This window comes from Gracilimonas mengyeensis (genome assembly GCF_900182705.1).
GTDB lineage: Bacteria > Bacteroidota > Rhodothermia > Balneolales > Balneolaceae > Gracilimonas > Gracilimonas mengyeensis.
On record NZ_FXTP01000005.1, the window covers coordinates 194,017 to 218,357 of the forward strand.

Annotated in this window: 18 protein-coding genes, 1 tRNA gene and 1 riboswitch; of the genes, 8 read left to right on the forward strand and 11 right to left on the reverse strand. The window is 44.9% G+C overall.

From position 1 onward, the window contains the following. Positions 1–148: 148 nt before the first annotated feature. Positions 149–724: a sigma-70 family RNA polymerase sigma factor gene (locus FN815_RS07385; RefSeq protein WP_142453990.1), complete on the forward strand. Its 576-nt coding sequence runs from the start codon at positions 149–151 to the stop codon at positions 722–724. A gap of 199 nt (positions 725–923) precedes the next feature. Here FN815_RS07385 and FN815_RS07390 read toward each other — a convergent pair whose 3' ends face one another. The 5 genes from FN815_RS07390 to FN815_RS07410 all read right to left on the reverse strand — a co-directional run bounded on the left by FN815_RS07390 (position 924) and on the right by FN815_RS07410 (position 5,750). Beyond that, positions 924–2,189 (reverse strand): sensor histidine kinase, encoded by a 1,266-nt coding sequence (locus tag FN815_RS07390; protein WP_246075183.1) that lies wholly within the window; start codon positions 2,187–2,189, stop codon positions 924–926. A gap of 137 nt (positions 2,190–2,326) precedes the next feature. After that, positions 2,327–3,583, reverse strand: a complete 1,257-nt coding sequence (gene clpX, locus FN815_RS07395; RefSeq protein WP_142453992.1) for an ATP-dependent Clp protease ATP-binding subunit ClpX — start codon at positions 3,581–3,583, stop codon at positions 2,327–2,329. Between the two features lie 28 nt (positions 3,584–3,611). Next, complete coding sequence (gene clpP / locus FN815_RS07400; RefSeq protein WP_142453993.1) at positions 3,612–4,271, reverse strand: ATP-dependent Clp endopeptidase proteolytic subunit ClpP; 660 nt, start codon at positions 4,269–4,271, stop codon at positions 3,612–3,614. Between the two features lie 18 nt (positions 4,272–4,289). Continuing rightward, on the reverse strand, positions 4,290–5,588 hold the full coding sequence (gene tig, locus FN815_RS07405) for a trigger factor (protein ID WP_142453994.1): 1,299 nt from the start codon (positions 5,586–5,588) through the stop codon (positions 4,290–4,292). Positions 5,589–5,666: 78 nt separating this feature from the next. Beyond that, positions 5,667–5,750 (reverse strand) — tRNA-Leu (locus FN815_RS07410). Positions 5,751–5,892: 142 nt separating this feature from the next. On the opposite strand from FN815_RS07410, the gene cutA reads away from it, so the two are divergent. Further along, positions 5,893–6,234 (forward strand): divalent-cation tolerance protein CutA, encoded by a 342-nt coding sequence (cutA, locus tag FN815_RS07415; RefSeq protein WP_142453995.1) that lies wholly within the window; start codon positions 5,893–5,895, stop codon positions 6,232–6,234. Positions 6,235–6,979: 745 nt separating this feature from the next. Here cutA and FN815_RS07420 read toward each other — a convergent pair. The 3 genes from FN815_RS07420 to FN815_RS07430 all read right to left on the reverse strand — a co-directional run bounded on the left by FN815_RS07420 (position 6,980) and on the right by FN815_RS07430 (position 11,142). Then, the gene (locus tag FN815_RS07420) at positions 6,980–7,639 is read right to left on the reverse strand and encodes a phosphoadenylyl-sulfate reductase (RefSeq protein ID WP_142453996.1); all 660 of its coding nucleotides are present in this window, start codon (positions 7,637–7,639) and stop codon (positions 6,980–6,982) included. A gap of 486 nt (positions 7,640–8,125) precedes the next feature. Further along, a complete protein-coding gene (locus tag FN815_RS07425; RefSeq protein ID WP_142453997.1) occupies positions 8,126–10,624 on the reverse strand; it encodes a M14 family metallopeptidase in 2,499 nt (832 codons plus the stop codon). A 2-nt stretch (positions 10,625–10,626) separates the two neighbouring features. Next, positions 10,627–11,142 (reverse strand): nuclear transport factor 2 family protein, encoded by a 516-nt coding sequence (locus FN815_RS07430; protein ID WP_142453998.1) that lies wholly within the window; start codon positions 11,140–11,142, stop codon positions 10,627–10,629. 592 nt (positions 11,143–11,734) lie between these two features. Between FN815_RS07430 and sucB the strand changes: the two genes are divergently transcribed. Both sucB and metK read left to right on the forward strand, forming a co-directional pair. Continuing rightward, the gene (gene sucB / locus FN815_RS07435) at positions 11,735–13,516 is read left to right on the forward strand and encodes a 2-oxoglutarate dehydrogenase, E2 component, dihydrolipoamide succinyltransferase (protein ID WP_142453999.1); all 1,782 of its coding nucleotides are present in this window, start codon (positions 11,735–11,737) and stop codon (positions 13,514–13,516) included. A gap of 1,015 nt (positions 13,517–14,531) precedes the next feature. Next, positions 14,532–15,656, forward strand: a complete 1,125-nt coding sequence (metK, locus tag FN815_RS07440; RefSeq protein WP_142454000.1) for a methionine adenosyltransferase — start codon at positions 14,532–14,534, stop codon at positions 15,654–15,656. A gap of 511 nt (positions 15,657–16,167) precedes the next feature. Here metK and FN815_RS07445 read toward each other — a convergent pair. Beyond that, positions 16,168–16,971, reverse strand: a complete 804-nt coding sequence (locus tag FN815_RS07445) for a dienelactone hydrolase family protein (RefSeq protein ID WP_142454001.1) — start codon at positions 16,969–16,971, stop codon at positions 16,168–16,170. Positions 16,972–17,206: 235 nt separating this feature from the next. Here FN815_RS07445 and FN815_RS07450 point away from each other — a divergent pair, with 235 nt between their 5' ends. Further along, positions 17,207–18,124, forward strand: coding sequence for an HNH endonuclease (locus FN815_RS07450; protein WP_142454002.1), 918 nt, complete (start codon positions 17,207–17,209; stop codon positions 18,122–18,124). Positions 18,125–18,127: 3 nt separating this feature from the next. Then, positions 18,128–18,979 (forward strand): HIT family protein, encoded by an 852-nt coding sequence (locus FN815_RS07455; RefSeq protein ID WP_142454003.1) that lies wholly within the window; start codon positions 18,128–18,130, stop codon positions 18,977–18,979. 9 nt (positions 18,980–18,988) lie between these two features. Here FN815_RS07455 and FN815_RS07460 read toward each other — a convergent pair whose 3' ends face one another. Continuing rightward, the gene (locus FN815_RS07460; protein ID WP_142454004.1) at positions 18,989–20,434 is read right to left on the reverse strand and encodes a 5-methylcytosine restriction system specificity protein McrC; all 1,446 of its coding nucleotides are present in this window, start codon (positions 20,432–20,434) and stop codon (positions 18,989–18,991) included. 11 nt (positions 20,435–20,445) lie between these two features. Then, positions 20,446–21,903, reverse strand: a complete 1,458-nt coding sequence (locus tag FN815_RS07465) for an McrB family protein (RefSeq protein ID WP_142454005.1) — start codon at positions 21,901–21,903, stop codon at positions 20,446–20,448. A 144-nt stretch (positions 21,904–22,047) separates the two neighbouring features. After that, a riboswitch (SAM-I-IV-variant riboswitch) is annotated at positions 22,048–22,143 on the forward strand. Between the two features lie 60 nt (positions 22,144–22,203). Between FN815_RS07465 and FN815_RS07470 the strand changes: the two genes are divergently transcribed. Then, on the forward strand, positions 22,204–22,644 hold the full coding sequence (locus tag FN815_RS07470) for a hypothetical protein (RefSeq protein WP_142454006.1): 441 nt from the start codon (positions 22,204–22,206) through the stop codon (positions 22,642–22,644). Between the two features lie 654 nt (positions 22,645–23,298). Then, positions 23,299–23,640, forward strand: a complete 342-nt coding sequence (locus FN815_RS07475) for a GIY-YIG nuclease family protein (protein WP_142454007.1) — start codon at positions 23,299–23,301, stop codon at positions 23,638–23,640. The last annotated feature ends 701 nt before the right edge of the window (positions 23,641–24,341 follow it).

Consider the following 24,341-nt stretch of genomic DNA (forward strand, 5'->3'; position numbering starts at 1 on the left):
TAAATTAATATTTACTGTATCAATCAATACAATCTATTTAACATTAAACTAATTTTTATCTAAACTCATTTCGCTAAAATAAATCGCACCATTTGTAATCGATCGACCTTTAAATTACATTCATATACAATAAAGCAGGGATGGTTAGATGTCTCAACTAACGAGAGATGAAAAAAAGAAGCAGCAGGACTTTGATGAAGAAATTATTCCTCATATGGATGCGCTGTACAACTTTGCGCTCCGCTTAACATCAGATCCTAACGACGCAGAAGACCTGGTTCAAGATACCATTGTAAAAGCTTATCGTTTTTTCAGCAGTTATGAGAAGGGCACCAATGCGAAAGCCTGGATGTTTCGTATCCTCAAAAATTCATTTATAAATAATTACCGAAAGAATTCTAAGAAACCCGCCGAAGTAGACTACGACGAAGTATCACCTTATTACGAATCCGTACGTGCTGAACGTACTGAAACCTCTGACCTGGAAAGCCTCATGTTCCGGGAAATGATGGATGACGATCTTTCCAATGCCCTAACACAGTTACCGGAAGACTTCCGTACGGTTGTGCTTTTGTGTGACGTGGAAGGTTATACCTACGAAGAGATCGCCAATATGCTGGATGTACCCATTGGAACCATCCGCTCCCGCTTACACCGTGGAAGAAATCTCCTCAAAACAGAACTACTGGAGTACGCCAAAAAGCGCGGCTTTACCGGCGATTAAAGCCATCTTTCACTTATTTTAGCATAAGTTCGACATTACAATAGTTAGCAAAGGATAAGATCATACCTTCGCAATCCTAAAGTCATCCCTGGGATCTAATTGTTGGTGTAAGCAGTGATTTATTTAATTGAAGTAGTCACGATAAGATCAAGGGTTTACTTCGCCTAAAACCTTCTAAATGTAATCCTGACCTGTCTTATTACTCTTCTATTTTGAGAGATACCCGCATGGTGGTTCCTTCCTCCAGTTCAGATCGGAGAACAAACACGTGTCCTTTGTGATATTCTTCGATAATCCTTTTGGTGAGACTGAGGCCTAAACCCCATCCTCTTTTTTTGGTACTAAAGCCAGGTCTGAAAATATTCTTGACGTTTTTGATATCAATTCCACACCCGGAGTCTTCGATATCAATCACCACTTCCCCATCCTGCACTTTGGATGTTATGGAGATAAATGAAACTTCTTTCTCCGTTCCTTTCAGTGAATCCATGGCATTTTTCACCAGGTTCTCAATAGCCCACTGCAACAACTCCGGGTTGGCTTTAACCTTGGCTTCTGCTTGCAGATCTTTTCTAACTTCTATCGCTTTACCCAAACGGGGCAACCGGCGTTCCATATAACTCATCACCTGATCAAGAATAGGACCAATATTCATTTCCCGTAGCTCAGGTTCCGAGCCAATTTTACCAAAGCGTTCTGCTACCCCACGCAGCCGTTGAATATCTTTCTCAATTTCATTGGCAATATTTGTTGCCGTTTCTTCATAACGGTACTCATCTTTGAGCAGCTGTAGCCATCCATACAAACTGGAAATAGGCGTTCCCAGTTGGTGCGCGGCCTCCTTGGCCATACCTACCCACAAATTAGACTGCTCTGAACGCATAATACTGCGATAAGTAGTGTACCCTATACCCAATAATAAACCCAATAACACAATCTGTATGTATGGAAAATATCGCAACATCTGTACGGTAGGACTTTCCCCATAATACACAAACTGCCGGATTTGCCGGTTTTCATCTCCAATCACAAAATCGATGGGCTGATTGAGGCTCTTAAATTCTTCTACCAAATCACTTCGCCTTTGCTCACTTTCAAGGCGAAGGCTATCCACATTTCTCGAAGCAATGATAACATCCGAAGAGTCTACCACAATGGTTGGGATAGGAAAGCGGTCCTCCAGAATAATTTCCTCGGTTACAAAATCGGTGGAGCTTCGGGCAGCTTCTGCTTCTTCAATCAAGGTGATAATGCTGTCTGGTACTTCCTCAATCTGTTGAAGCTGCTCTATGGCACTCAATAATTTATCCGTAGTCTGTTCACTTACCAGCTGGCTGTTAAACTCAATGGCCCGTGTCCAAAGCTCCACACTGGCCCGCTCCTGCTCCAGTATTTTGTTTACCAGATACTGGTTATACACAACCGATCCTACCCCCAAAAAAATGAGCAAAAAAACCAGGATCATCTTGATCCGGTTAGAGGGCACAAAAAGCTTCATATACTTAAAGATAAATCAGTTCCTTTTTGGTGAATATAGAATAGAAAAGTATAGATACAAAAAAGCCTCCCGAGACTTCAACATCAATCGGGAGGCGGATAACGTTAGGCAGATGCCTTTTGTTTTTCATACACCGGAGGAGCTTGTTTTTCAATCGTCTCGCGGGTGATTACGCATCGTGCAATATTTTTCATGGATGGCAAGGTGAACATGATATCAAGCATGGCTGCCTCCATGATAGAGCGCAGGCCACGGGCCCCTGTTTTGCGGGCTTTAGCTCGCTCCACAATGGCTTTAAGAGCTTCTTCTTCAATCTCAAGTTCCACATCTTCCATGTTAAACAGCTTTTTGTACTGCTTAACCAATGCATTTTTAGGGGTCTGAAGGATATCAAGCATGGCATCATCGGAAAGCTCATGCAATCCACAAATTACCGGCAAACGTCCAATCAATTCCGGAATCAATCCAAAATGCTGCAGATCCTCCGGCTCAACATGTGTGAAAATCTGAGGATCTTCCTTATCAAATTTAACCTGCTCTTTGGTATGAAAACCCATCACGCTGGTTGAAAGACGTCGCGAGATGATTTCCTCCAATCCGGAAAAAGCACCTCCACAAATAAACAGGATGTTGGCTGTATCCAATTGGATAAAACTTTGCTCGGGATGCTTACGGCCACCTTTGGGCGGAATGTTGGCAACAGTTCCTTCTAAAATCTTCAGAAGCGCCTGCTGAACCCCTTCACCACTTACATCACGGGTGATGGATGGGTTGTCGCTTTTACGGGCTACTTTGTCAACCTCGTCGATATAGACAATACCACGCTTGGCACGTTCTACATCATAATCGGCAGCCTGAAGCAGGTTGCTCAGGATACTTTCCACATCTTCCCCAACATAACCGGCTTCGGTAAGCACGGTAGCATCGGCGATGGTAAAAGGCACATCAATAATACGAGCGAGGGTACGAGCCAATAGTGTTTTACCACTACCGGTAGGCCCCAACAGCATAATGTTAGATTTTTCAACCTGCGTGTCATCAATCTCGCCGGAATTCTCAGCAGAAATCCGCTTGTAATGATTATACACGGCCACTGACAAGGTTTTTTTAGCCAGCTCCTGCCCAATTACATACTCATCCAGTTTATTTTTGATCTCAACTGGCTTGAGCATGGGTTTGTAACTCTTTTCACGGCGGCGGGCAAGGGAGGCTAAATCACTTTGGATGATACTTGAAGCATCTTCCACACAACGATCGCAGATATATACCCCGGGACCGGCAACCATGCTGTTCACTTCCAGGCTGGAGCGACTGCAAAATGAACAGTGTACTATGTCGCTGTTTTTCTCTTTATCGCTCATAACAATATTAATTTACAAAAAATGCCGGTTATTTTGAATCGTTCTTGCTGCTCTTGGTAATTACATTGTCTACCAAGCCGTAATCTTTAGCTTCTTCTGCAGTCATCCATTTGTTTCGATCGGAGTCTTCCATGATTTTTTCCACGGAATTACCACTGTGATCTGCCAGAATTTGACTCAATTCCTTTTTAACACGCAAAATTTCTTTGGCTTCAATTTCGATGTCACTCGCTTGTCCACGAGTGCCGCCTAATGGCTGGTGAATCATCACACGTGAGTGAGGCAGACAGCTGCGTTTACCTTCAGTACCGGCGGTAAGCAGCACAGCACCCATACTTGCAGCCATACCCATGCAGGTTGTAGCTACATCACACTTAATGTGCTGAATGGTGTCATAAATAGCCAAACCGGCCGAAACCACACCCCCGGGGCTGTTGATATAAAACTGAATGTCTTTTTCGGGATCTTCAGATTCCAGGAACAACAACTGAGCCATAATAGAACTCGCCACAGCATCATTAACCGGGGTTCCTAAAATTACAATGCGATCTTTAAGCAACCGGGAGTAAATATCGTAAGCCCGTTCGCCACGGCTGGTAGTTTCTACCACCATGGGTACCAGGTTATTCTGAATGGACTGACCTGACTCCAGGTTGGGATCTTCAAATAATGGCTGATTGTGAATCATAATATCCTGAATAAAAAATTATTGGTTCTTTTTGCTTTTCTCGTCTTGCAGCTCGCGGTATTTGTCCTTACCAATCTCGTTTATACTAACTTTATCCTGCAGGATATCAAACACCTTGTTTTCGCGGATGCTACTGCGTAACTGCTCCAGCATTTCCGGCTGCTGAGCATAATACTGCTTCAGCTGATCAGCGGGCATGCCGTAACGGGCAGCTTCCATCTGAAGGTGTTCGTCAATATCTTCGGGTTTGATTTCGATTTCTTCGAAGGTTTCCTGCAGCTTTTGGCTGATAAACGACCATTTGGCTTCACGCACGGCACGTTCTTTCATGCCGGCTTTGTATTCTTCAGCGTTGAAACCTTCCGGTAATTCGCCGCCTTGCTGCTGCTTGAGTTGTTCAACGTAAGAACCCTGCACTTGTGATACAAAAGTTTCGGGAACTTCGAAGTCATGTGCTTCAACAAGCGCATCTGCTACATCATTCTTGAAAAGATCGTCAGCCGTTTGATCGTAATACTGCTGCATACGGCTTTTGATATAGCTTCTAAACTCATCTTCGTTTTCAGCCTCGCCATTACTCTGATCTTTAATTACTTCATCAGTGAGTTCGGCTTTGTGTCGCCTCTGCACTTTTTTGATAGTTACACGGAAGCGGTCGGTTTCATCACCTTGGCCTAATTCCATGTCTACTACATCACCAGGCTTTTGACCAACAAGCTCTTCACGGAAATCTTTGGCGCCATCCTGAGCCAGATCAATTTTCTGATCTTCGTCCACTTCGCCTTCTACTTCGTTACCGTCTTCATCCAGGGTAACAACATCTACAATCAAGACATCACGTTCTTCGGCAGGCTCGTCAACTTCTTCCAGGTTGCCTTCCCGCTCAAGGGTACGCTCAATTTCTTCTTCTACTTCTTCGTCGGTCACATCGTGAACCATCTTGTTCACTTCAATAGAAGAGAGGTCGTCCACCAATTCAATCTCTGGTTTGGAACCGATCTTGAACTTCACTTCCAGCAGGTCATCTTCCCAGCTGAAGTCAACCATTTCGGTCTCACCCACAGGCTCGTACTCAGGTACTACTTCTTTTTCAAATACCTTTTGTACGATGTTGCTGATTTCTTCTTGCTCAATATCTTTGCCAAATCGTTTTTTGATCAGCCCCATAGGCACTTTACCTGGTCTGAAACCGGGAAGCTGGATTTGGTCTTTATACTTTTTGTAGGCTTTGTTGAAGTCGTCCTGAAGATCTTCTCTATTTGCTTTCAGGGTAACTTCTTTGTCAACTGATGTGAGCTCTTCTACAGAAATGTCCACGTGGTCTCCACTTTAATTTTTATAGTATGTAAATAAATGAACAGGATTACTACTTAATTCATTTAGGAAGGATGAAAGTACGAGAGGGGGGACTCGAACCCCCACATCGGTTAAGATACTAGATCCTAAATCTAGCGCGTCTACCAATTCCGCCACTCTCGCAAAATTCAGAGCTTGCAAAGATACGGTTTTGTATTTCTGAATTCAACCTGAGAGGCAAACCAAATGGTAATTTCTGTCATTTATTAAGGATTTACCAAAAACATTGGCATTTTGACCCTAAAAATTGGAATTTTAGCACATCATGTACAAAAATCTACGTCTCCTTTACATCACCACAAAAGACCTAGAAGAAGCCCGAACCATTGGCCAAAAGTTAGTTGAGCAAGACCTGGCGGCTTGTGCAAACATCCTTGATGGCATGGAATCCATTTATAAATGGAAAGGGGAACTTCAGCATGATCAGGAATGTGTGCTTCTCATCAAAACACATTATTCACGTGTAAAGAAAGTAACCCGCATGATCAAAGACATGCACAGCTATGAGTGCCCCGCCATCATATCGCTTACCATTACTGAAGACGAGGGCAATCAGGAGTATTTGGAATGGCTCGAGAAGACTTCCAAGCAACCTTTTGAGATGTAGATATTAGCTGGACCTTTTTTTAACTAGTCATCCCGAGCCTACCGGCGAAGGACCTTGTATTATGCGAAGCATCATCACACTTTATCCTGCATGAGCTCTCCAATTGCTTCGAAAAACAATACCGATAGTAAGTTCGTAAGCATTTTCTGGCTAAGGTTCATCGACGGTAGCCTCTGAATGACGACTTTATTTATATCAACGTTACCACTCCCAATATGACATCCGCAGGATGGCATCCGCTCCGAGCCACTCGGAGTGTAAGAGATACACTACAAGCCCTGTCATCCTAAGGCATGAACGAAGCGCAGCGCAGTGATTGCCGAAGGATCCCACGAATACAAGCAACGCCATCCCCAAGGAGCTTCCCCTCCCAGCCTGCTCCGGGCATTCGAAGGTAGGCCCCGAGTAATTCTGAGAGAGGAGGGTCGATACCCACACAACATCCCGGGCATTTCGCTCAGCGGATCCATTGCTAAAGAAACATCCGGGTCGTTTCAATGAGCTCCTTCACGTCGACTCCCGCTGGTCGTCTTGTTCAGGATGACAGGGACGTTGGTTAGAAATGCTTAGCCGCCCGATGGGCGGGCATTACTTTGCAAGTAATTTGGTGTGAGTTATCATCATTTCCTCGCTAAGGCTCTTCAGCAGTAGCCTCTGAATGACGAGCTTTACTTATCTCAGCGCAATTCCTTAAATCCAAAAAATCCACGATTCAACCTTTTTAATTTATAGCATCACCAGATACCTACCAGTGCAACCCACACTCGGTTTTGCCGGAATCGCCCCAGCGGCCTTCGCGGCCCTCGCCCTTTTTGGTGCAGTGGGTGCAGCCAATGGAATCATAACCAAAGCGCTCGAGGGGATGGCGGGGAATGCCAAAACTTTCAAAATAGTCTTCCACCATTTCCGGACTCCAGTCAATCAGCGGATAGTAGCGATACAAGTCATCGCGCTCTTGCAGGATTTCGAGTCCGCTTCGGTAACTGTTTTGGTAACCAATCAGACCTGAAATCCACACTTTGTGGTTTTTCTTAATTTTGGCCAGAGGTTCCACTTTGTTGTAGTGACAGCAGAGATCCGGATTATCTTTCCAGAGTTCATCCTCACGCGTAATACGGTGCTTTTCCTTATCCGGCACATGGTCAATCACGTTGATGCCATAGCGATCAATCAGCTTATCCTTATACTCCAGGGTTTCCGGAAACAAGTAGCCGGTATTCACAAAGTGAATGGGATGCCTTGGACGTATCCGGCTGATCATGTGGATGAGCAGTGCAGAAGTAGTCCCAAATGAGGTTGTGATAAGTACCTCATCTCTATACTTATTCAGGATATGAGCTATCCTGACATCGTTATGGGCGTTCGAAAGGGTTTTGTTGATTTTCTCTATTTCCATCGATTCCATGACCCTAATTATCTTACTTTCGACGGCTTTAATCAACGATTTTGGATAATTAATTCACCAAATCTTTATGTAAGCGCTTTTCCCGCATGTGAGGATGGATTTAATTTGAAATTAAATGGTTTGTTGGGGGTAATTACCAATATTGGGCCATTTTTGGTGCCAGAGGTTCCGGCATGCATTACTAACCTGAGGTTAGGAACGAGGCTAAATATTAACCATAGATCGTTCATCGCAAATCGGTCGTTCGGTCTATCGCATACCAGATCGAAAGCATCTTTCGGGTTAGACAGTCTATTAGATTGAACGCCCACAATTAGATCCCTGCCTCCGCAGGGATGACCCTTTTCATCCTCATCATTTTTGCACGAGATTAAATTGTGGAATTTGGTTCTAAACTGCGCATTGCATATCAAATAAACCATGTACAAAAAAAGCCCGAAGTAAACTCCTCCGGGCTTTGTAAAAACGTAATAGATTCTCAGCTATTTAGTTGCCGACAAAAAATACGGCGTTACCAAACAGCAGTTTACCATTGTGCCAAAACGCACGATACAGCGGGTTATCCACCATATACACCACGTTACCGCGGCCCATATTTTGAACTCCAAATGTCAGCGTGTTCTCTAGCGCGTCTTTCGCCTTATGGCCTACAAAGCCACTGCGATGCGCACCTGTTTTAGCTACGCCCACATTCCAGCCGTCTTCCAGGTAATTAAAAGCGGTCGAGCCCAGCTTTAACGACATGTATTGCTCATCATATCCCAAAGCCAGCGGATGGGTTACATCCATAGTGATTTCAAAAATGGCGCCGGCGTTGGAACTTTCTGCCCGTTCGCGGCTGGCATCAGCAAAAGCTTTGAGTTTATCCTCGGGATCTTCAGCTTCTTCAGGCTCCGAATCTTTTTCGGTCAAGGCAAAACCATCTTTACCCGCCAGGAAGTCGTTTGCTCCTTCTACGGCAATCAGGGTTCCGCCTCCACGCACCCAATCCTTGATGGCATCCATGGCGCCGTTGCTCAAAGTATTGCCATACAAGGTAGGTAGAATAAGCACATGATAATCATGCCAGGGCAGTGAACTCACGTCTTCTGCATCAACCAAAGAGACCGGGTAGTTGATCTGCTGATCAAAGTAGTTCCAGATTTGTCCAACAGTGTACGAGCTCGTTCCCTCGCCAGAAACAAGCGCCACATTGGGTTTTTCAATATAGCGAACCGATGAAGAACCGAAATCTTTCCCGGAATCCACAAAGCCGCTGCCAATGGGCGTAACCACACGGTTCAACAAACCAGCGGCATCTTTTACGATTTCATCAAACTCGTCCCCCAAATGCTCGTTTCCATTCCGGGTGATAATCAGGCTGCCAGCCCCGTATTCTTTATCATCCACGAAGAAAGCTTCACGGGCATAGCGCACTTTCACGTCTTTCTTCAGCAGCTCACTCAGGTATTTCAGATCCTGAAGAGAATTCCACTTGGCTACATATGCGTAAGGACGCTCGATATACGGCGTCAGCTCATCTTCAGCCGTAGCACTCAGCGGCTCGGTATCTATTTGTCCGCTGATGGCATACCCATCCACGCCATACGCATAATGACTTTCCCAGGCGGTGATGTCGTAGGTCAGTGAATCAGCCAGTTCAGGTTCAGGCTCAAACAGCACACGCACCAGAGTTCCTTTAGGTTGATAAGTGCTGATCACATAATCACCTTCCTCAATAGAAACACGCTCCGTTTCCCCATTGGCGAAATTATACCCGTTGGTATTAGACGAACGGGCAGCCACGCCAAACTCAATTTTTTGATCTACCAGATATTGCAACAACATGGATACTTTATCCGGATTGCTGCTTTTCTTCACAATAAAGGTCTTGTATTCTCCCGAGCCATTTTCCTGTGCATCCTGGTAGTAGTTAGCAAATTCATCAATTACGCGCTCCGCATTTTCGGACGTCACTTCCACCGTAGAAATACCGGTGGTGTGATGATGGGTCAGTCGGTCTTTAAGCGTCAGCGTATCGCCTTCCGGTTTGTACACGCCCAGACCAGCAAAGCCGCCGCCGGCCTGCTCGTAAGTCATTCCAATGGCGCCGTTGAAAATAGGCCAGGTATCTCCATAGCTGGGATAGAATAGATCAAACACCTCTTTGGTGAAATACAACCAGCTTTCTTCATCAAAGTATTTGGCGTGATTTTTACCGATGTCGGTCTGGAAATTACGCTGCCAGTCGCTGATAGCATAATGAAAAGGCTCGGCGGCCGGAGCAAAATAATAAGGAGAACGGTAGCTTTGCTCGTGGAAATCCACGTGAATGTGTGGCATCCATTCCTGATACACTTTCACGCGCTGCTTACTTTCCTTTTGTGTCTGCCAGGCCCAATCACGGTTCAGGTCAAAATAGTAGTGATTGGTTCTGCCGCCAGGCCACGGTTCATCGTGCTCACGGGCTTCATGCTTTGGATTAAACTGCTCACCCACCACGGTGCGATACCAGTTTACGTAACGGTCGCGCCCGTCCGGGTTTACCATGGGATCCATGATCACCACCGTATTTTCCAGCCAAGCCTCTCGCTCCGTAACCAGTTCGTAGATTGTTTTCAAAGCCGCCTCACTGGAGGACGTCTCGTTGCCGTGCACATTGTAGCTGAGCCAAACCAGCGCTTTTTTATTGTCCGTAACCTCGCCGTCTTCCAGCCCGATCATCTTCAGATTGTTCGTTCTGATTTCTTCCAGGTTGGCATGATTGCCTTCGGTTGTCACTACTACGTACACCAGTTCACGCCCTTCATTGGTAGTGCCATACTGTGTCAGTGTCACCATCGGCGATTCTTCCGCCACATGCTGAAAATAGTTCAAGACTTTATAATGTGGGGTCCACTGATCGCCCAGCTCATAGCCCAAAAATTCTTCGGGAGATTGCAGCTGAGCCCAGGCAATAGATTGCACCATGAAAAGAGCGCAAAGGGCTAACAAATATTTCTTCATTCTTATTGGTTTGATTGTTGGAGTTCCTTTTCAACCATGTGTACCACCGTGTCTACAATGGCATTGGGGATAGGGATAGTAAGATTGTAGTGAGCAATTTTCCACCCATTTGCATTTTTTACCAAAACCCCGCTTCCCCGGCTGGGACCCAGGTTTGGGGTATCCAATTCTTCATCAAACCAAGCGGTAGAGCCTTCATCCGAAAAATACACTTTCCGGAATGTGGGTGTGAAACTCCAGGCCACACCGTCGTCTTCAAAATAGGGTTTACTCCAGGGTTTGAACTCGGCTACCGTCCAGCGCTCGGTGGCATCGGTACCCATAAAAATGGAGGAATCGTTCTCAAAATGATTGAAATAGCGTTCGAAATCTCCCTCGGCCGCAGCGGCATGCCAATCGTCCAGCACCGCATGCACTTCTTCAGGATCAGGATTTGCAGCGGTAGGTTCAGGTTTCTCTCCGGATGAACAGGCACCGAGCATCAAAAGGACGCACATCAATAGTAATGGTTGCTTCATTTTCTTGGTTTTGGGGTGATGATGATTGGCCGCATGGTAGCCAAATAGGAGGTTTGGGGCAATAGAGTTATTAGGTGTGAGTTTTTAGGTATTAGGTGTTAGTGGCAAGGTTCAAGTTGTTGGGTTTTAGTTTCGATTGCATCCGGATTGTTAAAAAATTGACCTCTTAGTTTTTTATTGGCTAATACCTGTGTCCCTTTAGCCTGCTCCGAGCATTCGGAGGAGAGACTGGTTTGCAAGCAGCCCTGTGCTGCTGAAAAACCAGAGAGGTTCGTGCAAATAGATAGCTGGACTCGTTCCATACGCTCTGCGTTGGAACGAAATTTTCACTACAGTTGGAATAGCGCCCTTATCTGGGAAGGCTGAATTCCCGGATTTTTCCTTCTTTGGAAAACGGGAATTCCTTTCGCTCAAAAATTGTAAATTAGCGTAACGAAAATGGGTCATAGCTTCAGCACGATAAAAAAGCGCTTTTCCAAATATTAAAGGAATGATATGCATTTTGAACTAATTGGAATTATCCTGAACTTTACGGTCCGTTTATAACCTATTTAAAACCGCCTTACAGGCAGTAAAAAAAGAACAATTATATATGGCTAAGGTAGAAGTGGTAATGCCCCAAATGGGCGAGTCGGTAATGGAAGGCACCGTTATTGAGTGGAGCAAACAAGTGGGCGACACCGTTGAGGTGGATGAAACCCTGCTTGAAGTTGCTACCGATAAAGTAGATACGGAAGTGCCTTCTCCGGAAGCCGGGGTATTGGTTGAGATATTAGCAGAAGAAGGAGATGTCATTGAAGTGGGCAATCCCATTGCCATTATCGAAACGGATAAAGATGCTGCCGGGGACGCTTCATCCTCATCAGGCGGAGAAGAAAAAGTCGAAGATGAGTCTGAGGAAGAGGAAGAGCAACAAGAAGAAACTGCTGAAGAGACAGAAACTCAGGAAGCTGAAGCCGATGAAGATTCTTCAAGCGGTGGCGATGACGACGGCGAACGCATTGAAGTTCAGATGCCGCAAATGGGCGAATCTGTAGTAGAAGCCACCGTTATCGGATGGTCTAAAGAAGTGGGCGACGAGGTGGAAGAAGACGAAACGCTTCTGGAAATCTCTACCGACAAAGTAGACAGCGAAGTGCCCTCCTCCGCGGCAGGTACCCTCGTTGAAATCCTTGCTGAAGAAAATGACACCATTGAAGTAGGCCAAACCATTGCCATTATTTCTACAGGCAAAGGAGCCAGCGCATCCTCTTCATCCAAGAAAAAGGAAAAAGACGATTCTGGCCAAAGTGAGAAAGCCGAACAGAAAGAACAAAAAGCAGCTGCTTCTTCTAACGGAACGTCTTCGTCTTCAAGCACAAGTGAAGGCGGCGAGCCACAACGTGTGGGTAGCGACGGACGATTCTACTCCCCGCTGGTACGCTCTATCGCCAAAGAAGAAGGCATCAGTCAGGAAGAGCTGGAAAATATTGAAGGCTCCGGTCAGGGCGGACGCGTTTCCAAACAAGACATTCTTTCTTATGTAGAAGATCGCAAGTCTGGCAAAGTATCCGCTCCTGAGAAGAAACAGAAAGCGGCAGAAGAAAAAGCCACGGCCAAGTCTTCCGATGGCTCTATTTCAGCCGGACAGCTGGATGTGAAGCATGCTCCTTCCGGCGATGTGGAAGTGATCAAGATGGATCGTATGCGCAAGATGATTGCCGAGCATATGGTTCGCTCCAAGCAAACATCCGCGCACGTAACCACTTTTGCCGAAGTAGATGTAACCAACATGGTGAAATGGCGCAACGCCAACAAAGGTAAATTCCAGGACAAGACGGGCTTCAAACTGACCTTTACCCCGCTGTTTGTGGAAGCCATCATCACCGCCATGCTGGAATACCCGCTGATTAACAGCTCGGTAGTAGACGATGAAATTCATCTCAAAAAAGATATCAACTTTGGACTGGCTGTGGCCTTGGGCGAAGGTGGCGAAGGCGGACTGATTGTCCCTGTCATCAAGCAAGCACAGGAGAAAAACCTGGTTGGCCTGGCGAAATCCGTAACGGAAGTAGCCCAGAAAGCCCGAAGCAAAAAATTAAGTCCCGATGATCTTGTTGGCGGAACTATCACCCTCACCAACTATGGTAGCGTGGGCAACCTGATGGGCACACCAATCATTAACCAGCCACAGGTGGCTATCATCGGTACCGGTGCTATTGAGAAGCGTCCGGTAGTGATGGAAACCGAAGCCGGCGACGTTATCGCTATCCGCCACATGATGTACCTCTCTATGAGTTACGATCACCGCATCATCGACGGTGCACACGGCGGAGCTTTCCTGAATCGCATCAAGCAGATTCTCGAGGGTTTTGATACCGACCGTTCGGTCTAACACTTTACCCCATTTGCAATCGTTGATTCATTGAATAAAAGGCGTTCTCCGGAACGCCTTTTTTATTTGGGATATAGTACAGGCCGTGTCATCCTGACGAACAAATGCAGCGTAGCGAAATGCGTGAGGAAGGATCCCATGAATACAGGCACACTAGCACCACCAAGAATTTTCCCCTCCTGGGAGGGGATTAAGGGGAGGGTAAAATGCCACCAAGGCATCCCAGGCATTTCATTCAGCAAATACATTGCTAAAGAAACACCCAGGCCGTACCAAGGGGATCCTTCACTTCGGCTCCCTCCGGTCGTCTCGTTCTGGATGACAGGGGCGTTGGGGACTATTGCTTAGCCGCCCGGTGGGCGGGCATTACTTTGCAAGTAATATGGTGTGAGTTGTCATCATTTACAAGTCATCCTGAGCCTACCTGCGAAGGACCTTGCATTGTGCGAAGCATCATCGTGTTTTAACCTGCGTAATTTCCTCAACTGCTTCGAACAACAATGCAAGTAGTAAGTTGGTAAGCATTTTCTGGCTAAGGTTCATCGGCAGTAGCCTCTGAATGACGAATCTTTTATATCAAAATGGCCACATCCAAACATGACATCCTACAGATGGCATCCGCCGCAACCGCGGCGTAAAGTGAGATATAATAAAAGCATGTCATCCTGAGGCAAGAACGAAGCGAAGCGCAGTGAATGCCGAAGGATCCCATGAATACAGGCTATGCCATTGCTAAAGAGACACCCAGTCCGTATCAAGGGGATCCTTCACTTCGACTCCCGCTGGTCGTCTCGTTCAGGATGACAGGAGCATTGGGTACTATTGCTTAGCCGCCCGATGGGCGGGCATTCCCCGTTTGGGGAATTGCGTGAGAACCAACATTTTACCAATAATCTGAGGATTCATCCCTGATTTCTCCCTATTTCTTGTTAAATTTGCAGCCTTTGATAAACGGCATCGCGCCGGATTTTGTATTTACCTAACCAAAAGCACCTCATTTCAGATATACTTCCGTATGAAAAATCTTTTTACCTCCGAATCGGTTTCCGAAGGACATCCCGATAAAGTTTCTGACCAAATATCCGATGCTATTCTGGATGCCATGCTCACCGACGATCCCCAATCCCGCGTAGCCGTTGAAACTCTGGTAACGACCGGGCTGGCCGTGGTATCCGGTGAAGTAACCACCGATGCTTATGTGGATGTGCAGGAGATCGTCCGCAAAGTGATTAAGGAAATTGGCTATACCAAAGCCTCCTACCGTTTTGATTCGGAGAGTTGTGGCGTGCTTTCAACCATCCATACCCAAAGCCCTGACATTGCCCAGGGGGTTGACCGTAACGGCGCCGGTGACCAGGGAATGATGTTCGGTTATGCCACCCGGCAAACGCCCGAGCTGATGCCCATGCCCCTTCAGTTTTCTCATAACCTGTTGAAGGAACTGGCGCGCATCCGCAAAAAAACAAAATTGATGCCTTACCTCGGTCCTGACAGTAAGAGCCAGATAACTATCGAATATGACGAGAAGGATCAGCCCAAACGCATTCATACTATTGTACTTTCTACTCAGCATGATGAAGGCGTGGAGCAGGAGCAAATCAAAGAAGACATTCGCGACCACTTGGTGAGCAAAGTGATTCCCAGCAACCTGCTGGATGATGAAACCATCTACCACGTGAACCCCACCGGTAAATTTGTCATCGGCGGTCCGCATGGCGATACCGGCCTCACCGGACGTAAAATCATCGTAGATACCTATGGCGGATTTGGCGCCCACGGTGGTGGAGCTTTTTCCGGTAAAGACCCATCCAAAGTAGACCGCAGTGCCGCCTATGCTGCCCGACACATCGCCAAGAATATTGTAGCAGCCGAACTGGCTGATGAGTGCGAAGTGCAGCTGGCATATGCCATCGGCGTACCGGAGCCTGTATCTATCAACGTGAAAACCAACGGCACCGGCAAGATGAAAGATGCCGAGCTGGCCGCCAAAGTAGCCAAGGTTTTCGATTGCACGCCCAAGGGCATCATCGAGCGCTTTGACTTGAAACGCCCCATCTATCAAAAAACCGCCGCCTACGGTCACTTCGGTCGCGAGGAATTCCCTTGGGAACAACTGGATTATGTAGATAAGCTGGTGTAGCCCCCATTATTCAAAAGGGCTGTCGTCCTGAGGCATGAACTAAGCGCAGCGCAGTGAATGCCGAAGGATCCCATGAATACAGCCCACACTAACACCATCGAAAACTTCCCCTCCTGGGAGGGGATTAAGGGGAGGGTCTTTGTCACCAAGGCATCCCGGGCATTTTACTCAGCGAATCCATTGCTAAAGAACCATTTCGCTATTTTTGCTTTCAATACCCGTGGTAACACGCCCCCTCTCTGGCTCTCCCCTGCACCGCATGGGAGAGGAAGCCTTTAAACCTGCGAGTCTCATTTCACCCGATATGCCATAGGCCAGCCATTTGTAACCATTGCGTCTTCTCCCCTTATTAAAGGGGAGAAACAAAGAGGGGTCCGGTTGCAAAGGCATCCTGCCTTTTAATCCAGCAAATACATTGCTAAAGAAACACCCAGTCCGTATCAACGAGATCCTTCACTTCGACTTCCGCTGGTCGTCTCGTTCTGAATGACAGGGACAATGGTGATATTGGTTAGAATGTGGTATCGAAGAAATCTTTCATCTCCTCCCAGGAAAGACTATCGGCTTGGGCGTTGTAGGCCAGGGGGAGGTCAAACTTTTGGCCGAGGGTGTCTGCGCCGGGATTGGTGTAGGCGTGCATGGCATTCTCGTAACTGATGTACTGGTAGTCTGCATTCAGATCTTCGTACGCGCCGGTCAGGGTGGCCACGTGCTCTTCTGTCACAAAAGGATCAGCCGCGCCGTTTAGGATCAGGATGCGGGTGTCGAGGGAGTCTTCGGGCATCACGGGCAGCTGCAGTCCGGCATGGAAAGCGGCGATGCCACCCAAATCCACCCCGACGTTGGCCATGGCAAGGATTACGCTGCCACCAAAGCAGTAGCCGATGGCTCCGATCTTGGTAGAATCTACGTTATCCTGGCTTTTGAGGGTTTCCATGGCTGCGGTAAAACGCGCCTGGGCCGACTCAAAATTACTCATCACGTTATTGGAGAACTTCATGGCGTCATCCGGATGGGAGGCTTGTTTCCCGTTGCCATACATATCCACAGCCAGGGCTACGTAGCCTAATTCCGCCAGTTTCTCGGCGCTTTGGCGCGCGTGGGCATCATGCCCCCACCACTCGTGCACCACCAGGATGCCGGGTCGCTGTTCAAAATTATTTTCGTCCTGGGCAATGTAGCCGTTCATGGTGATTTCATCGGTGGAGTAGCTGATCTCCTGCCCCACCACGTTGGACTCGTTTTCGGTGTATTCGCCTTGCCCACAGGCCACAATAAATAATAACATCGCAAATAATGGTAATAATCTCTTCATATGATTTCTGAAATAGTTTAATATTGAATAATTGCTTAGTGGGTATAACAGGTTGGAGGGAAGGAATGGTTCCGATCTTGAGATCAGCTTTCTCTACTGGGGTGATGGAATTTCCTACTCACTTATTCAGATAGTAAGAATTTTTAGAACCTAATAATTTGTAAAGCCTTGCTTTATCGCCAGGAAAGTTTAGTTTTGGGGAAGATGTAGAATATAAATCCAAATAATATGGGTTATGAATCCGGAAATCATTAATTGGCTAAAAAACCTAAATACCGATAAATCGAATCCCTGGCCGAATGAAGTCACCAACCAAGCACCGCATAAACCATTTTTGCTACTTAGCGTTATTGACGGGATTGAGCAGGGCTGGATCGAGAATAACTACATTGAACTATCTTCTGAACTCAGCGGAGCTTTTTATCGATACTGGGATGAAATCATGGGAGATAGAAATACAAAGATCTCTATCCCTTTTAATCATTTAGATGGTGAGCCATTTTGGACAACAAACAAAAAGAATGCATTTCTTGATGATAAATTGTTCGACCTCTTAAAACAAGAAAAACATAGAGACCATGTTCGGGGCATTTTATTGCGGAAATACTTTGATAATGAAACAGCCGCAAAATTAATTGGGATAGGAGAAATGTCAGGTGATATTTGGGAAAAGTCGAAAGAGTTAAGTGAAATGGTTCAAAATGAATTTGTTGCCATGCATTCCTCCAAAGGAAAAACAAAAACATCTATCGTTGAACGTCAAAAAAGAGGCCAAAGCTTTTCTTTGTCAGTAAAAAATCAATATCGGTACCATTGTGCTGTTTGTAGGTCAAAAGTTATTACGCCCGGCGGAAAGGTAATTGTAGACGGTGCTCATATAATACCTTGGGAGGTGAGTTATAACGATGACCCCCGAAATGGAATTTCACTATGTAAAAATCACCACTGGATGTTTGACGAACACCTCTACACCGTCAGGCCTGATTACACCATTTTGATGTCGCCCATTCTTTCTGAAAAAGGGCAAAAGATGGATATAGCAAACATAGCTAATACAAAGATTCTACTTCCCGCTAATGAGTCGTATATACCTGCTGAAGAAGCACTTTTATACCACAATAGGAAATTTGAGGAGTTTCATAATAGCCTATAGCAGATGAAAAGAAATCCAAATTCACATCTCACGGCCAAGGAACGGGATAAAGTTTCTTATCCCACTCGCAAGCTCTACAATTTGGGGGTGATTGAAGGAGAGGTGCTGGATTTTGGATCAGGCTATGGAAAGGATGCGGAGTTTTTGAATGCAAAGAATATAAGTTGTACCCCCTACGATCCTTATCATGCCCCGGATTATCCCAATAAGAAATTTGATACTATACTCTGCCAATACGTGCTAAATGTGTTGTTACCAGAAGAACAGGCGGAAGTGCTGATGTCGGTAAGTGAATTATTGAAGCCAACTGGGAAAGCCTATTTCACCGTGCGACGGGATTTGAAGAGATTTGGTTATCGAACCCATTACGTTCACAAAGTGCCAACCTATCAATGTAATGTGAGGCTGTCATATAAATCCCTTTTTAAAAACGATTTTTGCGAGATTTATGAATATCAACATTTCACCCAAGTAAATAACGGTAAGGAAGGCATTTTTGAAAACCCGTCACCGGATGCAGAACTCATCTCTGAACTTGCAACAGTGTACAGCATCTACGACAAGTATCCGGTGAGCAAAGGCCATGCGCTCGTGATTCCCAAGCGCAAATCCGCCCACTATTTTAAAATGACCGACAAAGAAAAAACCGCCTGCCAAATTATGGTAGAACGGGTAAAAACCATCTTAGAAAAGAAATACCAACCCGACGGATTCAATATCGGCTTTAACATGAATGAAGCCGCCGGACAAACCGTCTTTCATACGCATATTCACGTTATTCCCAGATACAAAGGAGATGCAGAAAATCCCCGTGGAGGGATAAGGAATGTGATTCCGGGGATGGGGGAGTACTGATAGAGAAAATCAGTTCAAAAATATCGGTAACAACTTTTCGATATTTTCTTCATCCAAATCAAATGGTATTGCGGTAAGAAAAACGTTAATTCGTTTATTCCCCCTGCTTATCTCAGCTTTATGAATATGTCGATTTCGTTTTAATAGTGATTTCCACGTCTCTTTTTTGCAAGGATATACCAAACAGCAACTTATATTTTTTTGACTCACTCCAGTTGTGTAAGCCAATATTTGTAGTAAATCATTGCGATGTCTTTCCTTTATTACATCCTCTAAGTTGTTCCAGTTTTTGATGTTTAAGTCTTCCCAATGATCTTTATATTTGGCATCAATAATGAATAAATCATCATTCCGAGTAAAGACAATATCAGGCACAAGAGATCGCTGAGAGCCTATTAGTGGAGGGTCCCAATCAATTGGAATGATAGTTTCTCGTAATCTTCCTGATTTTATGATGCCGCCAATTTTTCCCGAGATTCTTGAAATTACCGATTCAAGATAAGATTCAAATAGTACCTCCATATTCATTGACCACGGCAAGCCATGGAGGTCACCTATTCCAGCAAGTCCCTTCTCCTCACTAGTCCATTTTATTGCCTGAATACCTTTTGTTAGAGTATCGCCTTTAAACGATTGTGATAACAGTTTACTCAATTGTAACGGTGTTGGTTTTACAGGAGAGGCATCATAAACGTTCTGCAAAAGAGAGTCACAATAATCAATTAGTTGAATTACAAAAATGCCGAAATCACGTTGTGTTTCCAGGCTCTGCTTTTGTTTTTGCAGTGTGTGTTTAATAAATGATTTCACCAATCTATTATCTCGAAGGTCCGAGTATGTACAATTGAAATCTAAAAAGTTAGCACTGGATACTCTTCTTTGTGCATAATCTGCCCAATCTACTGACCCCTTGGGAATAGGATGAACCTCAGTTGTCATCTCAAAACGCCGGTCGAGTTTCTTGATGAGATTTTCAATTCTTGAAAGAATTACAGTAGATAATACCCAAGGTGGAATGTGGGTTTCTGATATTCGAAGTTGTGGCAATTCTAAGATCTGAGGCAAATACCTAAACCCTGTTCTTGATAGAATGGGTCCCACTCCATTCCAACCAAATCTTGGCTTAATAACAAGACTGTACTCATTTTTATGGGTAATAGGTGATATAAGCGGAACAGCGCCGATCTTTGTGTGCGACTTAAGATTCAACTTAATATCATCTCCGCTATAACTTAGCTGTGCCTGTACATCAAGCTCGTTTAAATAGGGTTTATTTATCTTTAAAAATTGGTGAACAAGCTTAGCTACTACTGGATCTTCATTACGGGCGTTTACATGCTGAGACAGGAAAGAAGTTGCCAGATAAGACCTTTCAGAATCGTTGAGTTCTAATACATTCAACCTGCTGGGTTGCAATGATTTTACCCAGTCCGTATTTGATTGTTTTTTAGCCACAAGCTATAAATTTAAAGCTGCTCAATTTCTTGGATATAGGCGTGTATTGCGTCAGCAAAGTTAGATACATACCCCTGATTCAGATATTCATTTAGAAGAGGAATTAAGTTTGTTTTCATCTGAACTGCCGCATCCACATCTTCATGGGCAATAAAATATGAATGTCCTGGCATTAGAGCGAATGATTCATTTGGAGCATATTCAATGAAAATGCCAAGTAGTTTTTGAAATGCCGGTTTGGTAATCTTATTCCCATACCTTTCAACAATTTCATTATGCGGCCACATATCCACGAAGGCAAACCTTCGCCGAATCGCCACATCAAGAATCGATATGCTCCGATCGGCCGTATTCATTGTGCCAAGGATATGAAGGTTTGAAGGAATCGACATTGACTTATTTATGGGTTCTCCAAAATCATAAGATAATTCAATGGACCGGTCTTCAAATGGTTCTAAGCTATAAATGGCTTCACCTAAAACCTTAGATAGATCAGCGCGATTAATCTCATCGATTACCAAAAGAATATCTTCATCTGTTTCTTGAGCTTTCGCAACGGCATCAAGTAGATGTCCTCGTTTTACCTGGAACTGTAAACCCAATTCAGATTTTGTAGTGTTCGGAAATAAGCCGCCAATAAACGTTTCATAGGTTGTGTTTGGATGGAACTGAATTGCACTTCCTCTATTATCATAGTCTTCTTTTAGAAGTTCATTCGCCAGCTTTGTTTTACCTGTTCCTGGAGGGCCTTGCAGTATCACAAATTTCCGATCTTGTAATAATTTCTTTACATCATCTTTCTTTGTCGTTGGCATTAAATGACTGAAATATGAAGTTCGAATTTTTTTCGCATCATCTTCGAATGCCGACAAAGTTGAATGTCCTCTTTCTTGAAAATGGAAATCAAGAAAAACCTTCAAAGCATTTTCAAGTAGGTCCTCTTTGGCTGCACAAAAACCATATATTACATCACCGTATCTATCAAAAACCTCTTTATATTCTGGATATTCTTTCCGAACATTATCGGGTACTGAAATGTCCGTTCTCACTGCTTCCCTTTTGGCCCAAGCAACTTGTTCATCACTTTTGTTTTCCGTGTTTAACCATTTACAAATAGCGTTAACTTTTCTTGAATGACCTGGCTTACCAATAATATGCTCATCTGGACTCAAGCCCTGTGTACCAACCACCATCGCAATCATAGGAGGGGCTTCAGGTACTGGAAAAATCACAAAGCTCATTCCTCCATATCCACCGCTATCTGGATTTGATTCATGAATAATTGCTGAAAAAGGAACACTTTTTGAACCTGAATTAAATTTCGGGGTACGAAAGCTTATTTCATCACTTGCCTTCTTTGCATATCTCCCGCCAGTAGATCCAAAAAGTTCTTCAAAACCTTGCTTTGATTTATCTGGCCAAAAGTTTGGATCGTATGGTTCTTTTAAAAGCTCAAGTAGTTTTTCCATATATCACTATGAATTAATTTTATTTACAGAAAAATTGTCTTCAGGGATTATGGATAAAGATGCCATTAACTTCAAGTCTATATGTTTGGTTAACCTACTTTTCTCTAATTCTTATTTGATAGAAGTTTTCTACTACTTACCTTCCCCAAACATCAAGAAACTCTCCGGAGTTACCAACCGACCAACTCGGGCACGGTGGTTCAAGCGATGTGGGATTCATCTCCAAATAAACGAGTTCCCCTCTTCCAGGATCTTGGTGTAACGACGAAATTGAAACGAAGAATACCAACGTTACACACTATGATTTACCCAGACACTCCTGCCAACAACGCACTCACTTTATCCGGCCTCGACCTCAAGAAGGTCAACGACCTGATGGACACCAACGGGCTTTCCATGTATGCCATGTTCCGTGGACCGCGGGCCTATTTGCTTGAAATCAAAAACGGTTGTGCCACTTTGGAAATCATTTATCCCCGGCATCTCCCCGATAGTGGAAGGGATGAAATTTACATCCTGAAAGTCCTGGCCTATTGTCTGGGTAAAAGCCTGGCGCGGATTAACCATCTGCTGTTGTTAGAGTACGAGGCAAAAGGCTCCGGTGCTTTTATTGATTTCCGTTTTTACACCAAGGAAGAATCCAGGCAGAAAGCGGATGATGCTTTGTCTTCTTCCGTTGACAAGAAAAAAATCAGGGATCGTATTTTTGACCGGAATGAGCTGATTGATTTGTATAAGTAGGTGTGGTCAGTGCCAGGTCGTTGTACATCACAATTGGTATTAGGGAGATTGCTTCGTCGGGTTGCTTCCCAGCCCTACTTTATGCTAATGGGCTCCTCGCAATGACGTTACTTTTTATGAGTTTAGGTGGGCTTTGACTTTCCAACCAACGTTCGGTCATCGCGAGGAGATGCTTTTGCCTACACTCGACATCACTGCCCAACGACGTGGCGATCTGTTAATAGTAGCAACTCACTATCCAAAAATTCTTTGTTGCGCATCCCAAGCCGTATTAGGGAGATTGCCGCGTCGGTGATTATCCCAAACCTGCATTCTACATCGTGGCTCCTCGCAATGACTTGGGTTTTTAAGAGTTTGGGTGGGTTTTCGTTTTCCAACCAACGCTCGGTCATCGCGAGGAGATTCTTTTACCTACACTCGATATCGTTGCTTAACGACGCGGCGATCTGTTGAATCATAGCTATACACTAGCCATTGGTTCGTTGTTTTACATCCATAGTTGTAATAAAGAGATTGCCACGTCGGGGATCATCCCAAACCTGCATTCTGCATCGTGGCTCCTCGCAATGACTGAGCTTTTTTCGTATGTATGGTCTGTATTCGCTCCCAATCATAATGCCGTGTACCTAATATGCTTTTTCATTATAATTCAACATGGGGAACAAAGACTTATACGTTTATCTACTTACCAACAAAAATCACACTGTTATCTACTGCGGTGTAAGCAGCGACCTTTTAAACCGAGTCTGGAAGCACAAAAACAAGGTTTACGACGGGTTTACCAAGAAGTATAATGTGGACAAACTCGTTTACTATGAAGGTCCCGAGGACCCCATTTATGCTATAGAAAGAGAAAAACAGATCAAAGCAGGTTCCAGGCAAAAAAAGATCGACTTGATAATCTCAATGAACCCTGAATGGCGTGATTTATATGAGGATTTGATCCCTGAAGGTTTTAAAGAATTTGATGAGGAGAATGATAACTCTGATAGCTGATTTGTTTAAGTAGATATGGCGCACCCATCACCCGGTCATCGCGAGAAGGCTGCCCCGTTTATACTTGGCTTTCGATGTTTATCGACGCGGCGATCTGTCGAATCTTAGCAACTCACTAGCCACAGGTCATTTGTTGCACAACCAAATGGTATTAGGGAGATTGCCGCGTCGGTGATCATCCCCAACCTACATTCTGCATCGTAGGCTCCTCGCAATGACTTGGATTTTTAAGAGTTTGGGTGGGTTTTCGTTTTCCAACCAACGCCCGGTCATCGCGAGGAGATTCTTTTACCTACACTCAATATCGTTGCTTAACGACGTGGCGATCTGTCGAATCGTAGCAACTCACTAGCCACAGGTCATTTTTTACACAACCAAATGGTATTAAGGAGATTGCCACGTCGGTGATCATCCTAAGCCTGCATTCTGCATCGTAGGCTCCTCGCAATGACTTGGATTTTTAAGAGTTTGGGGGGGGTCGTTTTCTAACCAACGCCAGGTCATCACGAGGAGATTCTTTTACCTACACTCGATATCGTTGCTTAACGACGTGGTGATCTGTTGAATCATAGCTATACACTAGCCATTGGTTCGTTGTTTTACATCCAAAGTTGTAATAAAGAGATTGCCGCGTCGGTGAGTATCCCAAACCTGCATTCCGCATGGGGGGTTCCTCGCAATGACGTTGTTTTAAGGGATGC

Coding starts and splice junctions, on each gene's coding strand:
- FN815_RS07455 (WP_142454003.1), top strand. CDS start 18,128: ATGAAAAGAAATCCAAATTCACATCTCACGGCCAAGGAACGGGATAAA.
- FN815_RS07425 (WP_142453997.1), bottom strand. CDS start 10,624: ATGAAGAAATATTTGTTAGCCCTTTGCGCTCTTTTCATGGTGCAATCT.
- clpX (WP_142453992.1), bottom strand. CDS start 3,583: ATGAGCGATAAAGAGAAAAACAGCGACATAGTACACTGTTCATTTTGC.
- FN815_RS07470 (WP_142454006.1), top strand. CDS start 22,204: ATGATTTACCCAGACACTCCTGCCAACAACGCACTCACTTTATCCGGC.
- FN815_RS07475 (WP_142454007.1), top strand. CDS start 23,299: ATGGGGAACAAAGACTTATACGTTTATCTACTTACCAACAAAAATCAC.
- FN815_RS07445 (WP_142454001.1), bottom strand. CDS start 16,971: ATGAAGAGATTATTACCATTATTTGCGATGTTATTATTTATTGTGGCC.
- FN815_RS07465 (WP_142454005.1), bottom strand. CDS start 21,903: ATGGAAAAACTACTTGAGCTTTTAAAAGAACCATACGATCCAAACTTT.
- sucB (WP_142453999.1), top strand. CDS start 11,735: ATGGCTAAGGTAGAAGTGGTAATGCCCCAAATGGGCGAGTCGGTAATG.
- FN815_RS07430 (WP_142453998.1), bottom strand. CDS start 11,142: ATGAAGCAACCATTACTATTGATGTGCGTCCTTTTGATGCTCGGTGCC.
- FN815_RS07385 (WP_142453990.1), top strand. CDS start 149: ATGTCTCAACTAACGAGAGATGAAAAAAAGAAGCAGCAGGACTTTGAT.
- FN815_RS07450 (WP_142454002.1), top strand. CDS start 17,207: ATGAATCCGGAAATCATTAATTGGCTAAAAAACCTAAATACCGATAAA.
- cutA (WP_142453995.1), top strand. CDS start 5,893: ATGTACAAAAATCTACGTCTCCTTTACATCACCACAAAAGACCTAGAA.
- FN815_RS07390 (WP_246075183.1), bottom strand. CDS start 2,189: ATGATCCTGGTTTTTTTGCTCATTTTTTTGGGGGTAGGATCGGTTGTG.
- metK (WP_142454000.1), top strand. CDS start 14,532: ATGAAAAATCTTTTTACCTCCGAATCGGTTTCCGAAGGACATCCCGAT.
- clpP (WP_142453993.1), bottom strand. CDS start 4,271: ATGATTCACAATCAGCCATTATTTGAAGATCCCAACCTGGAGTCAGGT.
- FN815_RS07420 (WP_142453996.1), bottom strand. CDS start 7,639: ATGGAATCGATGGAAATAGAGAAAATCAACAAAACCCTTTCGAACGCC.